This window comes from Neptunomonas concharum, assembly GCF_008630635.1.
Classification (GTDB): domain Bacteria; phylum Pseudomonadota; class Gammaproteobacteria; order Pseudomonadales; family Balneatricaceae; genus Neptunomonas; species Neptunomonas concharum.
On the sequence record NZ_CP043869.1, the window covers coordinates 927,439 to 947,466 of the forward strand.

Below are 20,028 nucleotides of genomic sequence, written 5' to 3' on the forward strand. Positions count from 1 at the left end.
AATGATATTGGTTGGTCGATGGTTATTGTTTGTGGTGGTTGTAGCGGCTGTGGCCTATGGTCTCTTTAGGCCACAGCCGCCACCCATGGTCTTTGAACAGTCAGATAAGGTCGGCCACGTTTTGGCTTTTCTTGGGCTGTCGGTATCGTCTCGCTGGGTCTTTTGGCGGGTTAATGCTTATCTGTTTTGGTCAGTGATGTTGCTGTTAGCGCCATTGCTGGAGTATTTGCAGGGGGTGCTTCGGCCTTCGCGATTTTTTAGCATCGAAGATGGCTACGCCAATCTGGTTGGCGTAGCCGTTGGGTTAGTGGTGATGCTGTTATATGACAGGCTTAGCGCCCGATTCCGTAGTAGGTAAACCCGAGGCTTTCGAGTAACTCGCGATCAAAAATGTTTCTTCCATCAATGATGAGCGGGTGTTTCATTTGTGCTAATACGTTTTCGTAGTCGGGTGACCAATATTCTGGCCACTCGGTGAGCAGTAATAGGGCATCAGCGTTTTCAAGTGCTTCGTATTTATCCGCACAGGTATGTACTTGCGGGTGTCCGCCGAAGCGTTTGGCGATATTTTCTAAAGCTTCGGGATCATGGATACGGACGTTGGCCTGTTGAGCAATGAGCGCATTGATGATTTTCAGACTGGGTGCACCATCTAGTGCCGAGGAACCAGGCTTAAAAGAAGCGCCCCATATCGCAATGTTCAAGTTGTGAATATCACACTCATAATGTCGCCATAATTTTCTAAAAGGTTGCTCTTTTTGTTTTTCGTTCTCTTTTAGTACCGTGTCTAAAAGGGTAGATTGGCGTTTTTCGGTTAGTAGGTTGGCTAGCCCTTTAATGGTCTGCGAGAACGTGTGGCCGCCAAATCCGCACCCTGGCGACAAAAAGTGATGCCCAATACGTGGGTCAGCAATCATGCTTTGCCTGACTACATCAATATCAACGTGAAGCTGCTCAGCTAAGTTTGCCAGTTCGTTTACATACCCTATGCGTAATGCGAGCATACCGGTAACAGCGAGCTTGGCGAATTCTGCTTCTTGTGGGGTCATTAGCAGCATTTGTTCCATGTTTTGCGTAAAGGGGCGAAGCAGCGCTCGAATCGTCATTAGCCCCCAGTCGTTGGTGCAGCCCAGTGTAATGGATTTTTGCTGGCGAATAGACTGTAGTGCTGTACCTTCAGATAAGCTTTCAGCCAAGTAAGCGACCACTTGGTCTTTTTCGATATCCAGTAAGGTTTGCAGTTTGTCGGTATAGCCAACACCAAAATGACTTTGGTTGAGTACAAGCACAGGGCCGTCACATTTTTTAGCGATACGCATAACAACTGATTGTGCTAGCTCATATTCCGCAGGGTTCATGCTGATAATATGATTCTGCATTAAAATGGCAGAGCCACTCTGCATCATTTGTAAACGACCCGCTGCAAATTCGCTGTTAACTAGGTCAAGCAGGCCGGGTTCGTTTTTAATATTACTGCCCATCAGGTCAATAGGCTTTTCTAGCGTGCTATCGTTGACGATATAGACCGTATTGCCCGCTTGGGCAAATGCAGCAGCTGTTACCCATGCGGTAAGCTCTTGGCCCCAGATTACAATTTTCATTAGCTTTTCCCCTGTAATCTGTGGATGGTGTTTAATAGTCCATCCGTGGAGCTGTCAAAGTTGGCTTCTGCCAACGGGTCGTTTAATGGCTGTAGTAAGTTGGTTGCCATCTTCTTACCCAATTCAACCCCCCACTGATCAAATGGGTTGATATCCCAAATGACGGATTGCACAAAGACTTTGTGCTCGTATAGGGCTATCAACTGTCCAAAAGAGTAGGGTGTTAACTCATCAACCAGTACGGTAGTACTAGGTTGGTTACCATGGTAACGCATATGACGTGGCGCTGAGGTACTGTTATCCAGTACGGAGTCGCCGAGTGCTAGAATACGTGCCTGGGCTAGACAGTTGGCTAGTGTCAGTGTGTGCTGCTGCTGCAGTTCGCTGTTGCCAGTATCGTGGTAGCGTCGTGCCGGCGCAATAAAGTCACACATAACAGACTCAGTGCCTTGGTGTAGCAGCTGGTAAAACGCGTGTTGGGCGTTAGGGCCGATCTCCCCCCAGAGAATGGGGCAGGTATGGTAGTCAGTCTTTTCGCCTTGGCGTGTTGTGCTTTTGCCGTTACTTTCCATCTCCAGCTGTTCCAAGTAAGCTGGCAGGTGCTTTAGGCGGCCGTCATAGGGCAAAATTGCATGGGCATGGATGTTAAGAAAGTTAATATTCCAAATGCCTATCATCCCTAGCAGGGTTGGCACGTTTTCTTCAAAAGGGGCGTGGAGGAAGTGTTCATCCATACTGTGTGCGCCGCTTAGCATATCTTTAAAGCCGTGCATGCCAATCTTTAGGGCGATAGGTAAGCCAATCGCTGACCACATAGAGTAGCGCCCACCGGTCCAATCCCAGAAGTTTAATTGGCTTTTGGGCGTAATCCCCCATTGGGACATCTTTTCCTGATTCGCCGATACGCCGATAAAGTGACGTCTGTTGAGTAGCTCGTCTCTGACACCGCTGGCTTTTTTGAGCCACTCCCTTGCCGTGTTGGCGTTGGATAGTGTATCGATGGTGGTAAATGACTTTGAGGAGATAATAAACAGGGTGGTTTCGGGTTTTAAGTTATCCAATAAGTCAGCTAGCTGGCTGCCGTCCATCGAGGAGACAAAATGCATCGTTAGCGGGTTGCTGATCAGTGGTTGAAAATCACTGAGCGCTCTGCATGCCATCATCGGGCCTAAATCAGATCCGCCAACACCGATATTAACGATGGTATCGATAGGCTGCCCCGAATAGCCGCGCCACTGGCCAGCATGGATGCGCTCGACAATTTCAGCCATGTGTTCCAAGTTTTCTTGTACATCGGCAATGATGTTGTGCCCTTCAAGGTATAACGCTTTGTCAGCGGGCTGTCGCAAGGCAGTGTGCAGGGCAGGCCTATCTTCCGAGGTGTTGATCTTTTCGCCACAGAACAGCTTCTCTATCCAGAGCTTGAGCTGGCAATCGTTGGCCAGTGCTTTCAGGTGCTGAATGGTTTCTGTCGTGATACGTTGCTTAGAAAAGTCTAGCATCAGCTCGTCATGTTTGACTGAAAACCGCTCAAAGCGTTGACCATCCTGAGAGAATAGATCCCTTAGGTGAGTTTCTTTAAGTGCTTTGGCATGGCTGGATAATGCAATCCAGCCGGGCTGTTGAGTGGGGTGCAAAACGCTAACTCCTTGTGTTTTCACACGATACCATCTAAAAATGCTTTGAACTCAGTGCCGGTTTCTGGGTGATCCAGGCCAAAAATCAGATTGGCTTGCAGGTAACCTAATTTGTTACCGCAATCGTATGTTTTTCCTGTCATGCTGTAGGCATGAATGGTCGCTTCTTTGATGAGCTGATCTAATGCATCCGTTAATTGGATTTCACCGCCAGCGCCAGGTTGCGTTTCTTTTAGCAGTTCCATCACGCGAGCGGGAAGAATATAACGTCCTACAATCGCCTGATTAGAGGGCGCTTCGCTTTGTGGTGGTTTTTCTACCATGCCTACGATCGTTTGGCTTTGCCCAGCTTCCAGAGGTTTACCTGCACAATCAACCACGCCGTAACGCTCTACATGCTCAAATGGGACCGCTTCAACCATGATTTGGGCAGCGCCACTTTGATGGTAGTCGTCAACCATGGCTTTAAAGTCTGTACTGCTATCGGTGTGCGGGTTGTGGATCAACATGTCAGGCAGCATCACGGCAAAATCATCTTGTCCAACTACGGGTGCTGCACAAAGTACGGCGTGCCCGAGCCCTAACGGACGCCCTTGCCTTACTGATGTGATAGAAACATCGCTGGGGAGGATGTCTTTTACAGCCGCCAGTATTTTATCTTTTCCTTTGCGAGCCAGTTCGCTCTCTAGCTCATAATGCGTATCGAAGTGATCTTCAATAGCTGACTTGCTGTTGCGTGTGACTAAAATGATCTCTTTGAAACCTGCTTTAACCGCTTCTTCAACGACATGCTGAATGACTGGTTTGTCGACGACCGTTAGCATCTCTTTTGGGATTGCTTTACTTGCCGGAAGTACTCGTGTGCCTAGACCTGCAACAGGGATTACGACTTTAGTCAGCATTGACATCCTTAAACTCCAAATTGTCCTTGAGAGGGGTGATATGGGCGATAAATAGTTGCAAAATATTCTACCCTGAAATTAGTAAATGGGCTAACGATTGGCGGTTTTATTAGGATATAACTGTTTTTTTTTTGACCAGCATTATAGAATGAGCTTACTCATTATTGCAGTGCAGTATTCAGGCGTTATTAGAATAGATTGATGCTGTATCGACATGGAATTTTAACGGATTAGAGGTTGAGTCTTATGGTAACTAAGAACGTTTGTGCAAGTGCAGCTTCTATTTTAGTGATATCTTCTTCAGTGCATGCACTGGAGCCTTCTTCTATCGCGGTGGGTAATTTGGCGTTAACGCCCACGGTCGATGTAGCAGTGGGGCATACAGATAATCTATACAACTCCACACAAAATGAAACCAGCACTTGGTTCTCTAAGGTTAGACCAAACTTTGACCTTCAAGGGCAAAAAGGTAGTTTTGTGGCGGGTGTGACTTATGCCTTAGAGCAGGGTAGCTACTTTAGCAGCCATGATGACGACTACACTGATCATGCCCTTTCTGGGTACGCAACGGCTGAATTTGACAGCCGTAAAAAACTTGAAATTCTTGCCGAGTACCTGAAGCTGCATGATGCCCGCAGTGATTCTCGTTCGGGTAACTCCTTGAGTCCTGCTTTGGTTGATAAGCCCTCGAAGTATACCGTCAAAGCCTTAGGTGCAACTTATACTTACGGTGCTCATGAAGCGACAGGACAAATTGTTGTGAGTGGTCGTGTTGAAGATAAATCGTATGATAACTTCCGCACCATTACCGCCGCTCAGGATCGCATGACGAAAACTCTAACGGGGACTTTCTATTATCGTATTTCGCCTAAAACCCGTTTGTTAGCTGAAGCGCGTTTGCGTGATATTGATTACGATCTGTCATCGGTGACACTCGATAGCAATGAAACACGTTTGCAGTTTGGTGCAGAGTGGGATGCTACCGCTAAAACTTCTGGTCGAGTGAAGTTTGGTGTTCTGCGAAAAGACTACGATGATGACAGCCGTGATACCCTGACAACTAGTAGCTGGGAAGCTGGTGTGAATTGGGCGCCTCGTACCTATTCTGTGTTTGATCTATCCACCAGTCGTACGGCTGAAGAGTCAGGTGGCGCTGAAGACTATATTGACTCGACTCGTTGGACATTAGGCTGGACCCATGGCTGGAGTGACCGCTTCTCTACACGTTTGAGTCATACCCTCCTCAACGAAGAATATGAAGGCACAACTGTTGATAACGACACCAATACGACCACCTTGGGGTTGAATTACGACATGCGCCGCTGGCTAACCCTAGGTGCTGACTTCTCTCATAAATCATTCAGCTCAAATATAGCGGGCGCTGATTATGATAGTAATGAAGTAATTTTCCGAGTTCAGGGTTCACTTTAATATGTGGCGAGGGCGCCAGTCTCCATTCATAGGAGCTTGGCGTCTTATTGAATTCAACTGTTCGTAGAGGGTTTGATGAGAGTCTTTTTAGCCATTCTTTTTTCTTTTCTGTTTTGTTCTTCGCTCTCTTTTGCTGAGGGTATGTCGGATTACCGCATAAGCGCTGGTGATTTAATTAAGATACAGGTATATGGCGAAGAAGAGTTAAGTGTTGAAACACGTTTGTCCGATGCCGGTACTATCTCTTATCCCTTTTTAGGGGAGCTACGCGTCATGGGTATGACGACAGGAGCGTTAGGTGAGCATCTCTACCAAAAACTCAGCGATGGTTATCTGGTGGACCCCAGCGTTAGTGTAGAAATTCTTGAATATCGTGAATTCTTTATTGATGGTGCTGTTAAAAATCCCGGTGGCTATCCTTTTCAGCCTGGTTTGACGCTTCAGCGAGCGGTGTCATTGGCCGGTGGTTTTACCGAGCGTGCGTCATCGAGCAAGTTCTATGTGGTTCGTGAAGGCGAATCATCGACTCAACCTGTTCTAATTGGTATCTCCAGCGCGGTCAAGCCTGGGGATGTGATTACCATTGAAGAGAGTTTCTTTTGATTTTGTAGCTGAGGCGATTGAGTGTGATGGAAGTACAAAAAGAGCAGGGTGCTATAGATCGACTGCTACAAGATGATGTGATCGATTTAAGGCAGTATTGGCAAACGATAATGCGCCACAAATGGGGCATTATTGGTTTCTCCTTTGTTGTAACGCTGCTAACTATTTTGGTGGTTTATTCGTTAACACCTATTTACCGCGCGACAGCAACGCTTTTGATTGAGTCGCAACAAGCGAATGTTGTTTCGATCGAAGAGGTTTACGGTATTGAGGGTGGCCAGTCTGAGTACTACACGACGCAGTTTGAGATCCTCAAGTCCCGTCGTTTAGCAGAGAAAGTCGTTAACCGCTTAGGATTGGTGGATCATCCTGAATTCAATAAGGTGGAAGAGTCGTTCCTGCCGTTCAGTGTGGCTGATATCAAAGCGTCGATAAAGGCGCTGATTCCTGTTGAGTTACCAGGAACAGATGTGCAAGGTGAGGACGACCCTTTCAACGATGTCGTCGAAGCGTTTATGGGAATGGTTGCTATTGAGCCTGTAAGAAAGTCACAACTGGTAAAAATCAGTTTTGAATCTGCCGACCCTAAATTAGCCGCCAGTATTGCAAATGCGATTGGCGAAGCCTATATCGAAAATAACTTAGAAGCCAAATTGGAGCTAACGCTCAAAGCATCTTCTTGGTTGAGTTCGCGTTTAGAGGTGTTAAGAGCCGATCTGACGGTTGCTGAGCAAAAACTCCAGAAATACCGTGAAGAAGAGAAGATCGTGGGTGATCGTGGTGGTTTGGATATCGCTGGCCAAGAGCTGGAGCTAATTGCTAATAAGCGTGTTGAAGCGCAGCGTGAGCGCCTTGAGGCCGAAAGTTTATATCGTCAGGTGCAAGCCATCGGTAAAGGCAATCCGCAACGATTAGAGTTAGTGCCAACGGTGCTTCAGCACCCTCTGGTACAGGCGATGAAGCAGTCTTATGCGCAAGTAGAGTTAAAACGTTCTGAATTGGCAAAACGTTACGGCCCTAAGCATCCTAAAATGCAAGCGGTTGATTCTGAACTTGCCAATGCTCGACGTGCGCTTAATGCACAGATTCTCTCTGTCGTGAATGGTATTGAGACCAATTATAAAGTTGCACTGGCCAATGAGCAGTCTTTACAAAAATCTTTGGACGGCACGAAAGGGAATCTGCAGGATTTAAGCCGCAAAGAGTATAAATTACGTGAGCTTCAGCAAGATGTAGATGCTAAGCGCACCGTATTTAATACATTTCTATCCCGCTTTAATGAGACCAGCGCGACAGGGGACTTGAATACCGCCAATGCGCGAATCTCTGATCCTGCGGTGGTGCCGCAATTACCGGTTAAACCTAAAAAAGGCTTGATTGTTGCCTTGGCTGGTGTGGTGAGTTTGATGTTTGGTGTGATGTTTGCCTTCCTTTTGCAGGCGTTGAACAATACGGTTAAAACGGCTTCTGAAGTAGAAAGTCGCTTGCAAGCAACGATGCTGGGCTTACTGCCTTTGTTGCCTAAACAGCGTAAAAAGCCAAATCAAAGTTATATGGAATTTGTGGATAACCCGCAATCTGCTTATTCTGAGTCACTTCGCACAATTCGTACGGGCCTTATATTGTCCGCTCTAGATAATCCGCATAAGAGCGTTTCAGTTACCTCTACGGTGCCTGGTGAAGGAAAGTCGACTCTGTCTTTGGGATTGGCTTTTGCAACAGGGCAGATGGAAAAAGTACTGCTGATTGATGCTGACTTAAGGCGCCCTTCGATAGGTAAATGTCTGGGGTTTGAGCGCTCTATGGTTGGTTTAGCTGATCTTGTGGCAGGTACTGCAAAAGTGGAGGAGTGTATCCAGCGCTTTGAGGCGGGCAATATTGATGTGATGTGCGCCGGTACGATCCCACCTAATCCGTCTGAGCTGTTGTCCTCTAAACGATTTGCAAAAGTGCTGGAGCTGCTAGAGTCTAAATATGATCGTATCATTATTGATACGGCGCCTTCGCAAGCTGTTAGTGATGCGATGATGCTAGCTCCCTTGGTTGGTGCAATGATTTATGTTGTGAAGTCCGATGCAACGCCTTATCAGCATGCTAAAGCGGGCCTTAAACGTTTGCGTGAGGTCAATGCGCCAGTGATTGGTGTGGTTCTGAATCAGGTCGATGTCAAAAAGGGTGCCAAGTACTATGGTCAGGAATACGGCGGCTATTATGATGTGTATGGATATTCCAGCGCTAAGTCATGATTGATTTACACTGTCATCTGCTTCCGGCTGTTGATGATGGGGCTGCTTCTTTGGAAGAAGCATTATCTATGGTGCGTGCCGCTGTTGAAGATGGTACCAAGCACTTAGTGTTGACGCCTCACGTGCAGCCGGGCCGGTATGAAAATACGCGGGCTTCTTTGGTGCCTCATTTTGAAGCCTTCTCCGCTGCAGTGGCTGAAGCAGGTATTCCTGTGGGGTTGTCTATTGCAGGAGAGGTGCGTTTAGGTGCTGAAGTACTGCAGTTAGCAGCGTCTGATAATCTACCTTTTTTAGGTAGGTGGCAGGGGAAAAATGTCATGCTATTGGAGCTCCCCCATAGCCATATTCCTCCGGGCAGTGATAAGTTAGTTAAGTGGCTGCTAGATCGGAATATCCTACCGATGATTGCTCATCCTGAGCGTAATAAAGCTGTGATGGACGATCTGAGTAAATTGCACCCCTTTGTTGAGATGGGCTGCCTTTTTCAGTTGACGGCAATGTCTGTAACGGCTGATTTTGGTGATAGTGCTCATCAGCGTGCGCATCAAATACTGGAGAATAACTGGGCTACGGTGATTGCTAGCGATGGTCATAATTTAAAGCACCGTCCTCCTTTCCTATCTAAAGCTTTTCGACTGGTAGAGAAGCTTTATGGCCGTGTGGAAGCGCAAGCACTATTTACATTGAACCCTGCAACAATAGTTGATGGAGTTTGAGCGCTTGGCTAACGGAGCAGGTACGCGGCGTCAGCTGACGGCTATCGTTATTCTGATCTTGTTGCTGCCTGTACTCTATCTTTGCTTTAAATGGGTAATGGCAGATTTGCATGCTTACCCTGCCCGCTATGCTGTTAAGGATTGGTCGAGACAAAATCCTGCAAAAACTGATGAAGTGCTACGGTTGCTCGATAAGATCGACACGGCGATTAGCTATACGCCTGAAAATGCCGAGTTATTGGAGCTAAAGGCGCGTATCTTATATCAGCGTGCCCTTCTGAATGGCTTGATGGTTAATCAGCCTTTATCTGAGCCAGTGGCAAATGACCTGCGTAGTGCGCTGGCCTTGCATCGGCAAGCGAGTGAGCTAAGGCCTCAATGGTCTTATAGCTGGGCGAATCTGGGCTTAATGAAAGCGTGGCTAGGAGAGTTTGACCAAGAGTGGTTGTTCGCGGTTGAGCAAGCGAAAGAAACAGGTCCTTGGGAGTTAAGTGTTAATCTTGCGGTTTCAGAATCTGCGTTATTGGGTTGGAGGAGCTTACCATCTTCAAGTCAATCCCTTGCGCTCGCTGCGATGGAGCGTGCGTTACTGCATAAGCCGAGAGCAGTCAGGTATTTCTTGATCCATTATAAATTGCTTTATCCCATTTGTGCTTCGCTGTCTCAATCTAAGGAACAAAAGCAGGTGTGTCGCCCCATAAAGCAATAGTGTTTACAGGTGCGTTCGCTATTTTGTTATATTATCGCCACTTTGGTGTTTATGATTTGTGGAGAAGTTATGGGGCACGCACAAAATAATGTGGAATTTAAAGCACTCAATATCGCAATTTTGACGGTCTCTGATACCCGTACTCCTGAGACTGATAAATCGGGTGATACACTGCAGAAGGGAGTCGAAGAGGCAGGGCATTATGCTCATGAGCGAGCTATTGTTAAAGACGATATTTATCAAATCCGATCTGTTCTTTCTCGTTGGATTGCTGATAGTGTCGTTCATGCTGTTCTCATTACCGGTGGGACTGGCTTTACAGCTCGGGATAGTACGCCAGAAGCTGTTATACCGCTCTTTGATAAGCAAATTGAGGGGTATGGTGAATTATTTCGCTCTCTGTCTTTCGATGAAATAGGCACCTCAACGATTCAGTCTAGAACGGTAGCTGGTGTTGCTAATCGTACGGTTATTTTTTGTATGCCGGGCTCCACTGGCGCGTGTAAAACGGCTTGGAATAAAATTATTTGCGAGCAGCTAGATGTGCGCCATCGCCCTTGCAATTTTGTCGAAATGGTCATGCAAAAAGGGTAACCTGCCTTTTTGTTGCGTTGCGGTAGTTTTGATGCCTCTGCTCATCGTATAATCAGCGTTTTGGGTTGTATTAATGGAAGCGCTGATTTCCCTTTCCCAGGTTTTCTTACTCGTTTTTCTAGCTGAGTTTGGTGACAAGAGCCAATTGGTCGCCATGACATTGGCAGCTAGATACCGCCCTTTCCCTGTTATTGTCGGGGCGGTTGCGGCTTTTGCTGTGCTGAATATTTTGGGTGTGCTTTTTGGTGCGAGTGTTGCGCAATGGCTTCCCGGTTGGGCTGTTGCTTTGGCCGTTGCTGTACTATTTTTGTATTTCGGTTGGCAGTCGCTGCGTGTCGAAGAGGATGACGAAGGTGAAGATGATTTAAAAGTAGGTCGCCAGCTTCTATTGTCAGTTTTTCTTTTGATTTTTTTAGCAGAGTTTGGTGATAAAACACAGTTGGCGGTTGCTGCCATGGGGGGGATTCACTCCATTGTTCCGGTGTGGCTGGGCGCAACATTAGCGCTGTCTTTGACAACTGTTGTAGGTGTTTTGGTCGGACATAAGCTTTTAAAACATGTTCCGCTTCACTTAATCCATAAAGGCAGTGGGGTGCTGTTTATCTTGTTTGGTATTGCAGCTCTCTTGGAATCTTGGCAGCAGTGGCTGGTGGTCTAAGTCGGGAGTCAATATGTTATACGGATTTTTAATGCTATTGGTCTGCCAACTGCTGGGCGAGTTGATAGTTGTTGCTGGTGATATCCCCGTTCCTGGTCCAGTTATGGGAATGGTGTTGCTTTTGCTTGCATTGGTATTGCTTAAAAAACCACCCCAGTCTGTTCGCGGGGTATCAGAAGGATTATTGGCGCATTTGGGGTTTTTGTATGTGCCTGCAGGGGTCGGGTTGATGCTTCATTTGGAGATGATCTCTGAGTATTGGCTGGCGATACTTGCTGCGTTGTTTGTGAGTACATTAATAACCCTAGTTGTTACTCTCCTTATGTTTAAACTATTTGGTCGTTTAAAGCGTAAAAGAGGTGAGAACTAATGGAGTTTTGGGTCTTTTTTACCGCAAAGCCACTGTTTTGGCTGATTATAACCATTGTGGTGTTTGTGTGTTCGGTGGCATTAAATAAGCGAGCTGGTGGTTCTCCTTTATTACATCCAGTTTTGGTTGCGCTTTCATTGATTATTGTTTTTTTGCTACTGACAAAGACAAGTTACGAAACGTATTTTGAAGGCGCTCAATTTATCCATTTTTTGTTAGGGCCTGCGACCGTTGCTTTGGCTGTGCCTCTGTATGATCACTTTGAGCGAGTGAGGCAGATGTGGTTGCCATTATTGGTATCCTGTTTGGTGGGGGCAATTACCGCTATTGTAACGGTGCTAGCAGTAGGGATGTTTTTTGATCTACCTGTGGGGGCTTTGCTGTCGTTAGCGCCTAAGTCTGTAACGTCACCGATAGCCATTGGCATCGCAGAAAAAATTGGTGGATTTCCATCGTTGGCGGCAGGCTTAGTACTAATTACTGGTGCTATGGGATGCTTGTTGGCTCCTATGTTATTTACGTTTCTTAAGGTCGATGATGATGCGGTAAAAGGATTTTCCATGGGGTTGGCTGCTCATGGTTTCGGCACGGCCTCTGCGTTTGAAATCAGCGCTTTAGCGGGCGCTTTTTCGGGTTTGGCTATGGGAATGACAGGTTTGCTAACGGCATTTATTTTGCCTGTTGTCGTGTCAATGTTTGGGTTGATCTAGCGGGTTTAAGGCTATGGTTGAATTTGCTTAGCTGCTGTTCTCTAGGTAAAGTGCGCCCACATTTTTAATCTCATATAAATTTTTAGGTAATTGATAGAAATGACTCCATTAGAGCGTTATAAGCAAGACCTTCAGAGAGATGATTTTTCTTATGATCCTTCTCAGGAAATGGCTGTAGGTCACCTTCAACGTTTATATGATGACTTGGTTGCTGCAGAAACAATCCCGTCCCCCTCGTCTTTAATGGGTAGATTAACGGAGCGTTTTAAGAAAAAAGAGATTGAACCAGTAAAAGGTCTATATTTCTGGGGTGGGGTTGGCCGTGGCAAAACCTATCTAATGGATACCTTTTATGACAGCCTGCCGTTTGAGCGGAAAATGCGTACTCACTTCCATAGGTTTATGCAGCGGGTTCATGCTGATCTGAAGGGCTTGGAAGGTACAAAAAACCCTTTAGACGAGATCGCTAAGCGTTATGCTGCAGAAGCCAGAATCATCTGTTTTGATGAGTTCTTTGTATCCGATATTACGGATGCCATGATTTTGGGTGGGTTATTTGAAAAGCTGTTTGCAAATGGCGTTTCTTTGGTGGCAACGTCCAATATTATTCCTGATGGTCTCTACAGAGATGGGCTACAGCGGGCTCGTTTTCTCCCTGCGATTGCGCTTTTGAATCGTCATACGGATGTGATTAATGTTGATGGCGGCATTGATTACCGTTTAAGAGCTTTAGAGCAAGCGGAGTTATATCACTACCCGTTGGATGCTGAAGCCAATGAGAGTTTGAATCGTAGTTTTGAAAGCCTTGCCCCTGACTTGTCAGAGGCTGTCTCGAGTGAGCTTGTTGAAGTGAATGGTCGTGGTATTCGTTCCCTTCGTACCTGTGAAGATGTAGCTTGGTTTGAGTTTGCTGATTTGTGTGAAGGGCCTCGCTCACAAAATGACTATATTGAGCTGGCGAAGGTTTATCATGCGGTACTTGTATCAAATGTGCCACAGTTGGGCCGCTCGAATGATGACTCGGCAAGGCGCTTCATCAATATGGTTGATGAGTTTTATGACTGTGGTGTTAAGTTAATTATTTCCGCTGCCGTGCCTATCCATGAGATTTACACCGAGGGGCGTTTATCATTCGAAATTGAGCGTACTCAGAGCCGTTTGCTAGAGATGCAATCCCATGAATATTTAGCATGTGCCCATAAGGCGTGATTAGATAAAAAGTGTGCAAAAGGACTCGTATTCTATTGCGGTATTGTCTATAATTCGCGCTCCTTGATCTAGGTCGAGGAGTCCGTACGTTGTTTGATGTAACTCAAACAACCAATAATTATAAGGTAAGTCGGTTTGAGTAATGTTTGATTATTCAGATCAAGGCTTAGTTTAAATGAAGGCGAACAATCGATGACTACTTTTGTTGCTAAACCAGCCGAAGTTAAACGCGACTGGTATGTAATTGACGCAGAAGGTAAAACTCTGGGTCGTATGGCTACTGAAATTGCACGTCGCTTACGTGGCAAGCATAAGCCAGAATATACTCCACACGTAGATACGGGTGACTACATTGTTGTAGTTAACGCTGAGAAAGTTAACGTTACCGGTAACAAGCGTAAAGATAAGATGTACTACCGTCACTCGGGTTTCCCTGGTGGTCTTAAGCAGGCTAACTTTGAAATCATGATCAATAACAAGCCTACTGAAGTTATCGAGTTGGCTGTTAAAGGTATGCTTCCAAAAGGTCCTCTGGGTCGTGCTATGTATACTAAATTAAAAGTATATGCAGGTAGCGAACATCCACATGCGGCTCAGCAGCCACAAGAACTGAATTTCTAAGGGGATAGTAGATTATGTCAACTACTCAGTATTACGGTACAGGTCGTCGCAAAACTTCTACTGCCCGTGTTTTCTTGCGTCCAGGTACAGGTGCAATCACGATTAACGATCGTACAATCGATGTTTATTTCGGTCGTGAAACGGCTCGCATGATCGTTCGTCAGCCTCTTGAACTGACTGAAACGCTAGAAAAGTTTGATGTTTACGTTACTGTTAAAGGCGGTGGCGGATTCGGTCAGGCAGGTGCTATCCGTCATGGTATCACTCGTGCGCTGATGGAATATGATGAAACATTACGTCCTGCTCTGCGTAAAGCTGGTTTCGTTACCCGTGACGCACGTGAAGTAGAGCGTAAGAAAGTGGGTCTGCGTAAAGCACGTAAGAAACCACAATTCTCAAAACGTTAATTGTTTGTCGGGTATCCGACTGGCAATACAAAAAAACGCCCTCGCCCTTGTGGTTTGGGCGTTTTTTTATGTCTGTGTGAAGTCAATACTTAGTCTTAAAGGTGCCTAGTAGGGTGGATTTCACCTTGTAAAATAGGGGTATTTTCTTTACTATTTTGTCCATTTTCGAGAACCGGATTTTATTGGTTTTTTATACTGAGCGGCTGGTGTTTATTTGAACGCAAATAACCTGGTCGATTGAGGGGGAGAAACTTGATGAGCAATGACGGCGTGAATAAGGGTCGGCGTCGTCTCCTGATCGGTGCCACTTCTGCCGTTGGGGCAGTGGGTGCTGTAGGAGCGGCAGTCCCGTTCGTAGCTTCGTGGAATCCAAGCGCTAAAGCGAAAGCTGCTGGTGCTCCGGCTAAAGCTGATATCAGCAAGCTGGAACCAGGTCAGCAGATGATCGTTGAGTGGCGTGGTAAGCCTGTATGGATTGTGCGTCGTAGCGAGGAAGCTCTATCTAACTTAAGCAAGATAGATGGAAATAAACTGGCAGATCCGAATTCGGAAGTGCCGCAGCAGCCGGATTATGTATCTAAAGATGCCAACCGTGCTATTCGCCCGGATGTGGCTGTTTTAGTGGGTATTTGTACGCATTTGGGCTGTTCTCCGACGTATCGTCCGGAAGTGGCGCCTGAAGACTTAGGTTCTGATTGGGTAGGTGGTTATTACTGCCCATGCCACGGTTCCCGGTTCGACCTGTCCGGTCGTGTTGTGAAGGGTTCCCCTGCGCCAACGAACTTGGTAATCCCTCCTCATAAGTATGAAGATGAAAATATCATCATCGTCGGTGTTGATCAGGAGACTGCATAATGGCTGGCTACCGTAATAAAGGCAAAGGCGGCTTCATGGGCTGGATTGATGATCGTTTTCCAGCAACCGCGATGTGGGAAGACCACCTGTCAAAATACTATGCGCCAAAAAACTTTAACTTTTGGTATTTCTTTGGTTCTTTAGCTCTATTGGTATTGGTTAACCAGATTGTTACCGGTATTTGGCTAACAATGAGCTATAACCCATCAGCAGAAGGCGCATTCGCATCTGTTGAATATATCATGCGAGATGTCGATTACGGTTGGCTGTTGCGATACCTGCACTCTACAGGTGCTTCAGCATTCTTTGCTGTCGTTTATCTGCATATGTTCCGTGGTATGCTTTATGGTTCTTACCGTAAGCCTCGTGAGCTGGTGTGGATCTTTGGTATGACGATCTACTTGGCGCTGATGGCTGAAGCTTTCATGGGATATCTGCTACCTTGGGGACAAATGTCTTACTGGGGTGCTGCAGTAATTGTATCTCTGTTCCAGGCCGTTCCGTTTGTTGGCCCTGAGTTGGCTGAGTGGATTCGTGGTGACTACCTGATTTCTGGTGTTACTCTGAACCGTTTCTTCTCTTTACATGTTATTGCGTTACCTATCGTGCTTTTAGCGCTGGTTGTTCTGCATATTATTGCCTTGCATGAAGTGGGCTCTAACAACCCAGATGGTATCGAAATCAAAGAGAAAAAAGATGAGAACGGTGTGCCACTCGATGGTATTCCTTTCCACCCTTACTACACTGTGAAAGATATTGTAGGTGTGGTTGTGTTCCTGTTTGTCTTCTGTGCTGTTGTTTTCTTCTTCCCAGAAGGGGGCGGATACTTCATTGAAGCACCGAACTTTGAGCCGGCTAACCCATTGAAAACGCCACCTCACATAGCGCCTGTATGGTACTTCACGCCATTCTACGCGATGTTACGTGCTATTCCGCCTATTGCAGGCTCTCAGTTCCCAGGTGTTGTGGTAATGGGTGGTGCGATTGCAATTCTGTTTGTTCTGCCATGGTTGGATCGTAGCCCGGTTAAATCTATGCGCTACAAAGGCATGCTGAGCAAAATCTGGTTGGTTATCTTTGCTATCAGCTTTGTGATTCTAGGCTACTTGGGCGTGGTTTCTTCTACCCCAGGCCGTACTCTGGTTGCGCAGATCTGTACTGCATTGTATTTCGCTTTCTTCTTCCTGATGCCTTTCTACACCAGAATGGAGAAAACTAAGCCGGTTCCAGAGAGGGTTACAGGATAATGAAAAAATATCTGGTTGCATTCGTCATTGCACTGTTTCCGCTGTCTGTTTTGGCAGCAGGTGGTGCAGGTCCTAAGTTGGACCATATGGAAGTAGATTTGCATAACAAGGCATCTTTGCAGCGTGGTATGCAGATCTTTGTAAACAACTGCTTGGGGTGTCACTCGGCTCAATATCAGCGCTATGAGCGTGCGGCTGTTGATCTGGGTATTCCGCTAGAGCTGGCTGAGCAAAACCTACTGTTGGGTGATCAGAAGATTGGTGAACAGATGACTATTGCCATGGGTAAAGAAGACTCTGGTAAATGGTTCGGTAACCCGCCACCTGATCTGACTTTGGAAGCTCGTTTGCGCGGTACTGATTGGTTGTACACTTACATGCGTAGCTTCTATAAAGACCCTGCGCGCCCTTGGGGTGTTAACAACGTGGTGTTCCCGGATGTGGGTATGCCTAACGTTCTTGAGTACTTGCAAGGTGAGCAGATTAACACGTGTACCAAAGATGAGTTACTGCACGCGGAAAAGCGTATTGATCCGTTGACTGGTAAAGCTATGGGCGGCTGTTTGACTGTTTCGACGCAAGGTCAGCAGTCACCTGAAGAGTTTGACAAGACTATTTATGACTTGGTGAACTTTATGGCCTACATTGGTGAGCCATCTAAGCTTGATTCACATCGTATTGGTACGTACGTATTGATCTTCCTGTTCTTCTTCTTCTTCTTGGCATATGCGTTGAAGCAAGAATTCTGGAAAGATGTGCACTGATCTAGCAGTATAAATCTGTTAGAATGGTATTTTGCACGGCCTGTTTCAGGCCGTGCTTGTTTATTTTTAGCGGTAAGTTATATGGGGATTTATTGATGGGAGTTGTGGCGAAGCGTTCTTCCATGACCTTTTATTCTGATGGGGCTGATCACTATAGCCATCGTGTGCGCATAGTGCTGGCAGAGAAAGGGGTAGCGGTCGATGTTATTGATTGTCAGGTAGAGGATTTACCAGAAGATCTGGCTGATCTGAACCCATATAACAGTTTGCCTACTCTTCTCGACAGAGAGCTGGTGTTGTATGAGCCTAATGTGATGATGGAGTATCTGGATGAGCGTTTTCCGCATCCTCCATTGCTTCCTGTTTATCCGGTTGAGCGTGCAAAAAGCCGTCTGTTTATGCATCGCATTCAGAAAGACTGGTGTGAGTATGTAGATGTTATTTTATCTGCTCACTCTTCTGATGATGAAGTGCTTGAAGCGCGTAAAGAGTTGCGTGACAGCTTTGTAGCTGTATCGCCAATTTTTGCTGATAAGCCGTATTTCATGAGTGAAGAGTTTACTTTAGTGGACTGTTGCTTGGCTCCTTTGTTGTGGCGTCTGCCTGCTTTGGGCGTGGAGTTACCTGAGTCTCAATGCCAAGGTTTGATCAGCTATATGGATAGATTGTTTGAGCGGGAATCTTTCCGTGAGAGTCTATCTGATGCGGAGCGTGAAATGCGCGAGTAACGCATTTTAAGTTGAATTTTGATATTTAAAAGGGATGATATTGTCATCCCTTTTTTCTTGGAGAGGTTATGAATCCTAGTCGCCCCTATCTTATCCGAGCACTACAAGAGTGGCTGATTGATAATGATAGTACTCCTCACTTGGCTGTTGACGCTACGTTAAAAGGCGTAATGGTGCCTGAGCAGTTTGTAACAGATGGTCAGATAATTTTGAATATTAGCCCATCAGCCATTCAAAATCTGGTCATCGACGATGAAGCGGTAAGCTTTAATGCGCGCTTTGGTGGTGTGCCAATGAATGTTTATGTGCCGATGGCTGCTATTTTAGCTATCTATGCTCGCGAAAGTGGGGCAGGTATGGGCTTTGGAATGGAGCCTGGTGCAGAGTTCTATGAGCAGAGTGTTAATGAGGAGCCACCTGAGCCGCCCAAGCCTTCAGGTGGGCGGCCAGCTTTGAAAGTTGTTAAGTAGTTAACGGTTAGGGATATACTCGAACACTTTAACAATACGTTTGACGCCAGGGATGGTGCGAACGATATTGACGGCGTTGGCCGCTTCTGCCTCGGTAACTAAGCCCATTAGGTAGACAGAGCTATTTTCTGTCACTACTTTAATGCGACCCCCTTCAACACTTTTATCAGCCAGAAGCTGTAGCTTTATTCTACTGGTAAGGTAGGCGTCATTGGCTCTAACGATGGTTGATGTTGGACCCGACACCTCTAGCTCATTGTGTATTTTTCTAACTTTTCTGGTCTGAGTGGCGATATTCTCCGCCTCCAGCTTGGCAGTTTCGTGAGGTACTTGTCCTGTTATGAGCATGACGCCGTTATAGCTGGTAACGCCAATATGTGAGTTTTTGACGCTATCAGGGCCTTTATTCAGATTGACGAGCGTTTTATTCTCGATGACTTCGTCTTCGACATATGTTCCGATGGTTCGGCTGCCTTGGTCTTCTCGGATAGGTTCCTCTCTGGCGGCTCCTATCAGTGTGGCGCAGCCGCTAAGGGTGCCTATCAGACACAGGGTAGTAAGATACTTGAGGCTGGTTGAACTCATGGGTCAGGCTCCAAACAGTTGGTATTCAATTAAATCACAAAGACAATGTAGGATGAGTAGATGAGCACTATAGATCATCGCATTGTCATTCGAAGGAACGCAGATTTCGACCTCGTCGGGTCTTAAAAGTGCCGAAATATTACTGTTATCATGTCCAGTTATTGCAATGACTGACATATCTCGGTCATGGGCCGATTGGATGGCTTGTACTAAGCTGTTTGAGCGCCCTTGGTTTGATATGACTAATAATATATCGCCAGGCTGCCCAATGGCTCGAATTTGCTTGGAGTAGACTTCGCTAAAGCTATTTTCTTCAGCAATACCCGTAAGTGCCGCACCATCAGTACCAAGTGTGATGGCTGGCAGCCCCGGTCTCTCATGGCGAAACCGGCTAAGCAGCAACGATGAAAAGTGCTGAGCGAGAGCAAGCGATCCGCCATTGCCGACACAAATGATTTTTAGTTCGCTGGCGAGTGTTGCCAGCATGAGCTCGCTTGCGTGGGCTATTAATGGAGTATATTGCTCGATGGTATGAGCATTCGTGTCCATCGAATTGTGGAAAAGGTTAACAATTCGGTCTTCAAGTTCCATTACTGCATCCGGTCTTAAAGTCTAAAAGCGTCTTTATACCATACAGGTTCGTTGCTTTCAGATGCTATTTCAAAGGCGATGACATCAAACCGGCAGTCGTACTGCTGGAAAGCGGAGTGCGTCATCAAAAAGTGTTGTGCTGTCTTTATGATTTTTTGTTGTTTATGGTAATTAACGGAGTTAGCTGCGCCGCCATAAAAGCGGCTTTTGCGTAGGCGTACTTCGGTAAAAACCAATACATTACTATCGAGGAGGATGAGATCTATCTCCCCCATTTTGCATAAATAGTTACGCTTTACTGGTTTTAACCCTTGTTTGATTAGCCAGTGCCAAGCGTAATTTTCGGCATCCGTGCCGCTTTTTTTGCTGTCCAT

Annotated in this window: 24 protein-coding genes; 18 read left to right on the forward strand and 6 right to left on the reverse strand. The window is 46.3% G+C overall.

Going from position 1 to position 20,028, the window contains the following annotated elements; genetic code table 11:
* Nucleotide 1: 1 nt before the first annotated feature.
* Nucleotides 2–358: a VanZ family protein gene (locus F0U83_RS04335; RefSeq protein WP_138988928.1), complete on the forward strand. Its 357-nt coding sequence runs from the start codon at nt 2–4 to the stop codon at nt 356–358.
* Here the strand turns inward: F0U83_RS04335 and F0U83_RS04340 are convergent.
* The 3 genes from F0U83_RS04340 to galU are packed head-to-tail and all read right to left on the reverse strand — an operon-like array spanning nt 333 to nt 4,146.
* Nucleotides 333–1,601, reverse strand: a complete 1,269-nt coding sequence (locus F0U83_RS04340; protein ID WP_138988927.1) for a nucleotide sugar dehydrogenase — start codon at nt 1,599–1,601, stop codon at nt 333–335. The two genes, F0U83_RS04335 and F0U83_RS04340, sit on opposite strands and share 26 nt — an antisense overlap.
* Nucleotides 1,601–3,238, reverse strand: a complete 1,638-nt coding sequence (pgi, locus tag F0U83_RS04345; protein WP_138988926.1) for a glucose-6-phosphate isomerase — start codon at nt 3,236–3,238, stop codon at nt 1,601–1,603. The genes F0U83_RS04340 and pgi overlap by 1 nt, the downstream gene beginning before the upstream one ends.
* 20 nt (nt 3,239–3,258) lie before the next feature.
* On the reverse strand, nt 3,259–4,146 hold the full coding sequence (galU, locus tag F0U83_RS04350; RefSeq protein ID WP_138988925.1) for a UTP--glucose-1-phosphate uridylyltransferase GalU: 888 nt from the start codon (nt 4,144–4,146) through the stop codon (nt 3,259–3,261).
* Nucleotides 4,147–4,386: 240 nt separating this feature from the next.
* Here galU and F0U83_RS04355 point away from each other — a divergent pair, with 240 nt between their 5' ends.
* The 17 genes from F0U83_RS04355 to F0U83_RS04435 all read left to right on the forward strand — a co-directional run bounded on the left by F0U83_RS04355 (nt 4,387) and on the right by F0U83_RS04435 (nt 18,478).
* Nucleotides 4,387–5,571 (forward strand): outer membrane beta-barrel protein, encoded by a 1,185-nt coding sequence (locus F0U83_RS04355; protein WP_138988924.1) that lies wholly within the window; start codon nt 4,387–4,389, stop codon nt 5,569–5,571.
* Between the two features lie 75 nt (nt 5,572–5,646).
* Nucleotides 5,647–6,174: a polysaccharide biosynthesis/export family protein gene (locus tag F0U83_RS04360; RefSeq protein WP_138988923.1), complete on the forward strand. Its 528-nt coding sequence runs from the start codon at nt 5,647–5,649 to the stop codon at nt 6,172–6,174.
* Nucleotides 6,175–6,200: 26 nt separating this feature from the next.
* Nucleotides 6,201–8,420 (forward strand): GumC family protein, encoded by a 2,220-nt coding sequence (locus F0U83_RS04365; RefSeq protein WP_138988987.1) that lies wholly within the window; start codon nt 6,201–6,203, stop codon nt 8,418–8,420.
* Complete coding sequence (locus F0U83_RS04370; RefSeq protein WP_138988922.1) at nt 8,417–9,136, forward strand: tyrosine-protein phosphatase; 720 nt, start codon at nt 8,417–8,419, stop codon at nt 9,134–9,136. Before F0U83_RS04365 ends, F0U83_RS04370 begins: the two co-directional genes overlap by 4 nt.
* A complete protein-coding gene (locus tag F0U83_RS04375; RefSeq protein ID WP_170221932.1) occupies nt 9,126–9,845 on the forward strand; it encodes a hypothetical protein in 720 nt (239 codons plus the stop codon). The genes F0U83_RS04370 and F0U83_RS04375 overlap by 11 nt, the downstream gene beginning before the upstream one ends.
* A gap of 69 nt (nt 9,846–9,914) precedes the next feature.
* Nucleotides 9,915–10,439, forward strand: a complete 525-nt coding sequence (gene moaB, locus F0U83_RS04380) for a molybdenum cofactor biosynthesis protein B (RefSeq protein WP_138988920.1) — start codon at nt 9,915–9,917, stop codon at nt 10,437–10,439.
* 73 nt (nt 10,440–10,512) lie between these two features.
* Nucleotides 10,513–11,097, forward strand: a complete 585-nt coding sequence (locus F0U83_RS04385; protein WP_138988919.1) for a TMEM165/GDT1 family protein — start codon at nt 10,513–10,515, stop codon at nt 11,095–11,097.
* A gap of 13 nt (nt 11,098–11,110) precedes the next feature.
* A complete protein-coding gene (locus F0U83_RS04390; protein WP_138988918.1) occupies nt 11,111–11,467 on the forward strand; it encodes a CidA/LrgA family protein in 357 nt (118 codons plus the stop codon).
* Nucleotides 11,467–12,177, forward strand: coding sequence for an LrgB family protein (locus F0U83_RS04395; RefSeq protein ID WP_138988917.1), 711 nt, complete (start codon nt 11,467–11,469; stop codon nt 12,175–12,177). Before F0U83_RS04390 ends, F0U83_RS04395 begins: the two co-directional genes overlap by 1 nt.
* 99 nt (nt 12,178–12,276) lie before the next feature.
* A complete protein-coding gene (gene zapE / locus F0U83_RS04400) occupies nt 12,277–13,386 on the forward strand; it encodes a cell division protein ZapE (RefSeq protein WP_138988916.1) in 1,110 nt (369 codons plus the stop codon).
* 192 nt (nt 13,387–13,578) lie between these two features.
* A complete protein-coding gene (rplM, locus tag F0U83_RS04405) occupies nt 13,579–14,007 on the forward strand; it encodes a 50S ribosomal protein L13 (protein ID WP_138988915.1) in 429 nt (142 codons plus the stop codon).
* Between the two features lie 14 nt (nt 14,008–14,021).
* Nucleotides 14,022–14,414: a 30S ribosomal protein S9 gene (gene rpsI, locus F0U83_RS04410; RefSeq protein ID WP_138988914.1), complete on the forward strand. Its 393-nt coding sequence runs from the start codon at nt 14,022–14,024 to the stop codon at nt 14,412–14,414.
* Nucleotides 14,415–14,669: 255 nt separating this feature from the next.
* Entirely contained in the window at nt 14,670–15,269 is a 600-nt protein-coding gene (petA, locus tag F0U83_RS04415) for a ubiquinol-cytochrome c reductase iron-sulfur subunit (RefSeq protein ID WP_138988913.1), read from the forward strand.
* Nucleotides 15,269–16,516, forward strand: a complete 1,248-nt coding sequence (locus tag F0U83_RS04420; protein ID WP_138988912.1) for a cytochrome b — start codon at nt 15,269–15,271, stop codon at nt 16,514–16,516. Before petA ends, F0U83_RS04420 begins: the two co-directional genes overlap by 1 nt.
* Nucleotides 16,516–17,280 (forward strand): cytochrome c1, encoded by a 765-nt coding sequence (locus F0U83_RS04425; RefSeq protein ID WP_138988911.1) that lies wholly within the window; start codon nt 16,516–16,518, stop codon nt 17,278–17,280. Before F0U83_RS04420 ends, F0U83_RS04425 begins: the two co-directional genes overlap by 1 nt.
* Before the next feature lie 95 nt (nt 17,281–17,375).
* Entirely contained in the window at nt 17,376–18,008 is a 633-nt protein-coding gene (locus tag F0U83_RS04430) for a glutathione S-transferase N-terminal domain-containing protein (protein ID WP_138988910.1), read from the forward strand.
* A gap of 68 nt (nt 18,009–18,076) precedes the next feature.
* The gene (locus F0U83_RS04435) at nt 18,077–18,478 is read left to right on the forward strand and encodes a ClpXP protease specificity-enhancing factor (protein WP_138988909.1); all 402 of its coding nucleotides are present in this window, start codon (nt 18,077–18,079) and stop codon (nt 18,476–18,478) included.
* Here the strand turns inward: F0U83_RS04435 and F0U83_RS04440 are convergent, their stop codons facing one another.
* Genes F0U83_RS04440 through F0U83_RS04450 form a run of 3 tightly spaced genes read right to left on the reverse strand, consistent with a single transcriptional unit; the run spans nt 18,479 to nt 20,028 of the window.
* Nucleotides 18,479–19,063 (reverse strand): BON domain-containing protein, encoded by a 585-nt coding sequence (locus F0U83_RS04440; RefSeq protein WP_138988908.1) that lies wholly within the window; start codon nt 19,061–19,063, stop codon nt 18,479–18,481.
* A gap of 3 nt (nt 19,064–19,066) precedes the next feature.
* Nucleotides 19,067–19,654 carry an SIS domain-containing protein gene (locus tag F0U83_RS04445; RefSeq protein WP_138988907.1) on the reverse strand — a complete coding sequence of 196 codons (588 nt, stop codon included), beginning with the start codon at nt 19,652–19,654 and terminating at the stop codon, nt 19,067–19,069.
* Nucleotides 19,655–19,668: 14 nt separating this feature from the next.
* Entirely contained in the window at nt 19,669–20,028 is a 360-nt protein-coding gene (locus F0U83_RS04450; protein ID WP_138988906.1) for a YraN family protein, read from the reverse strand.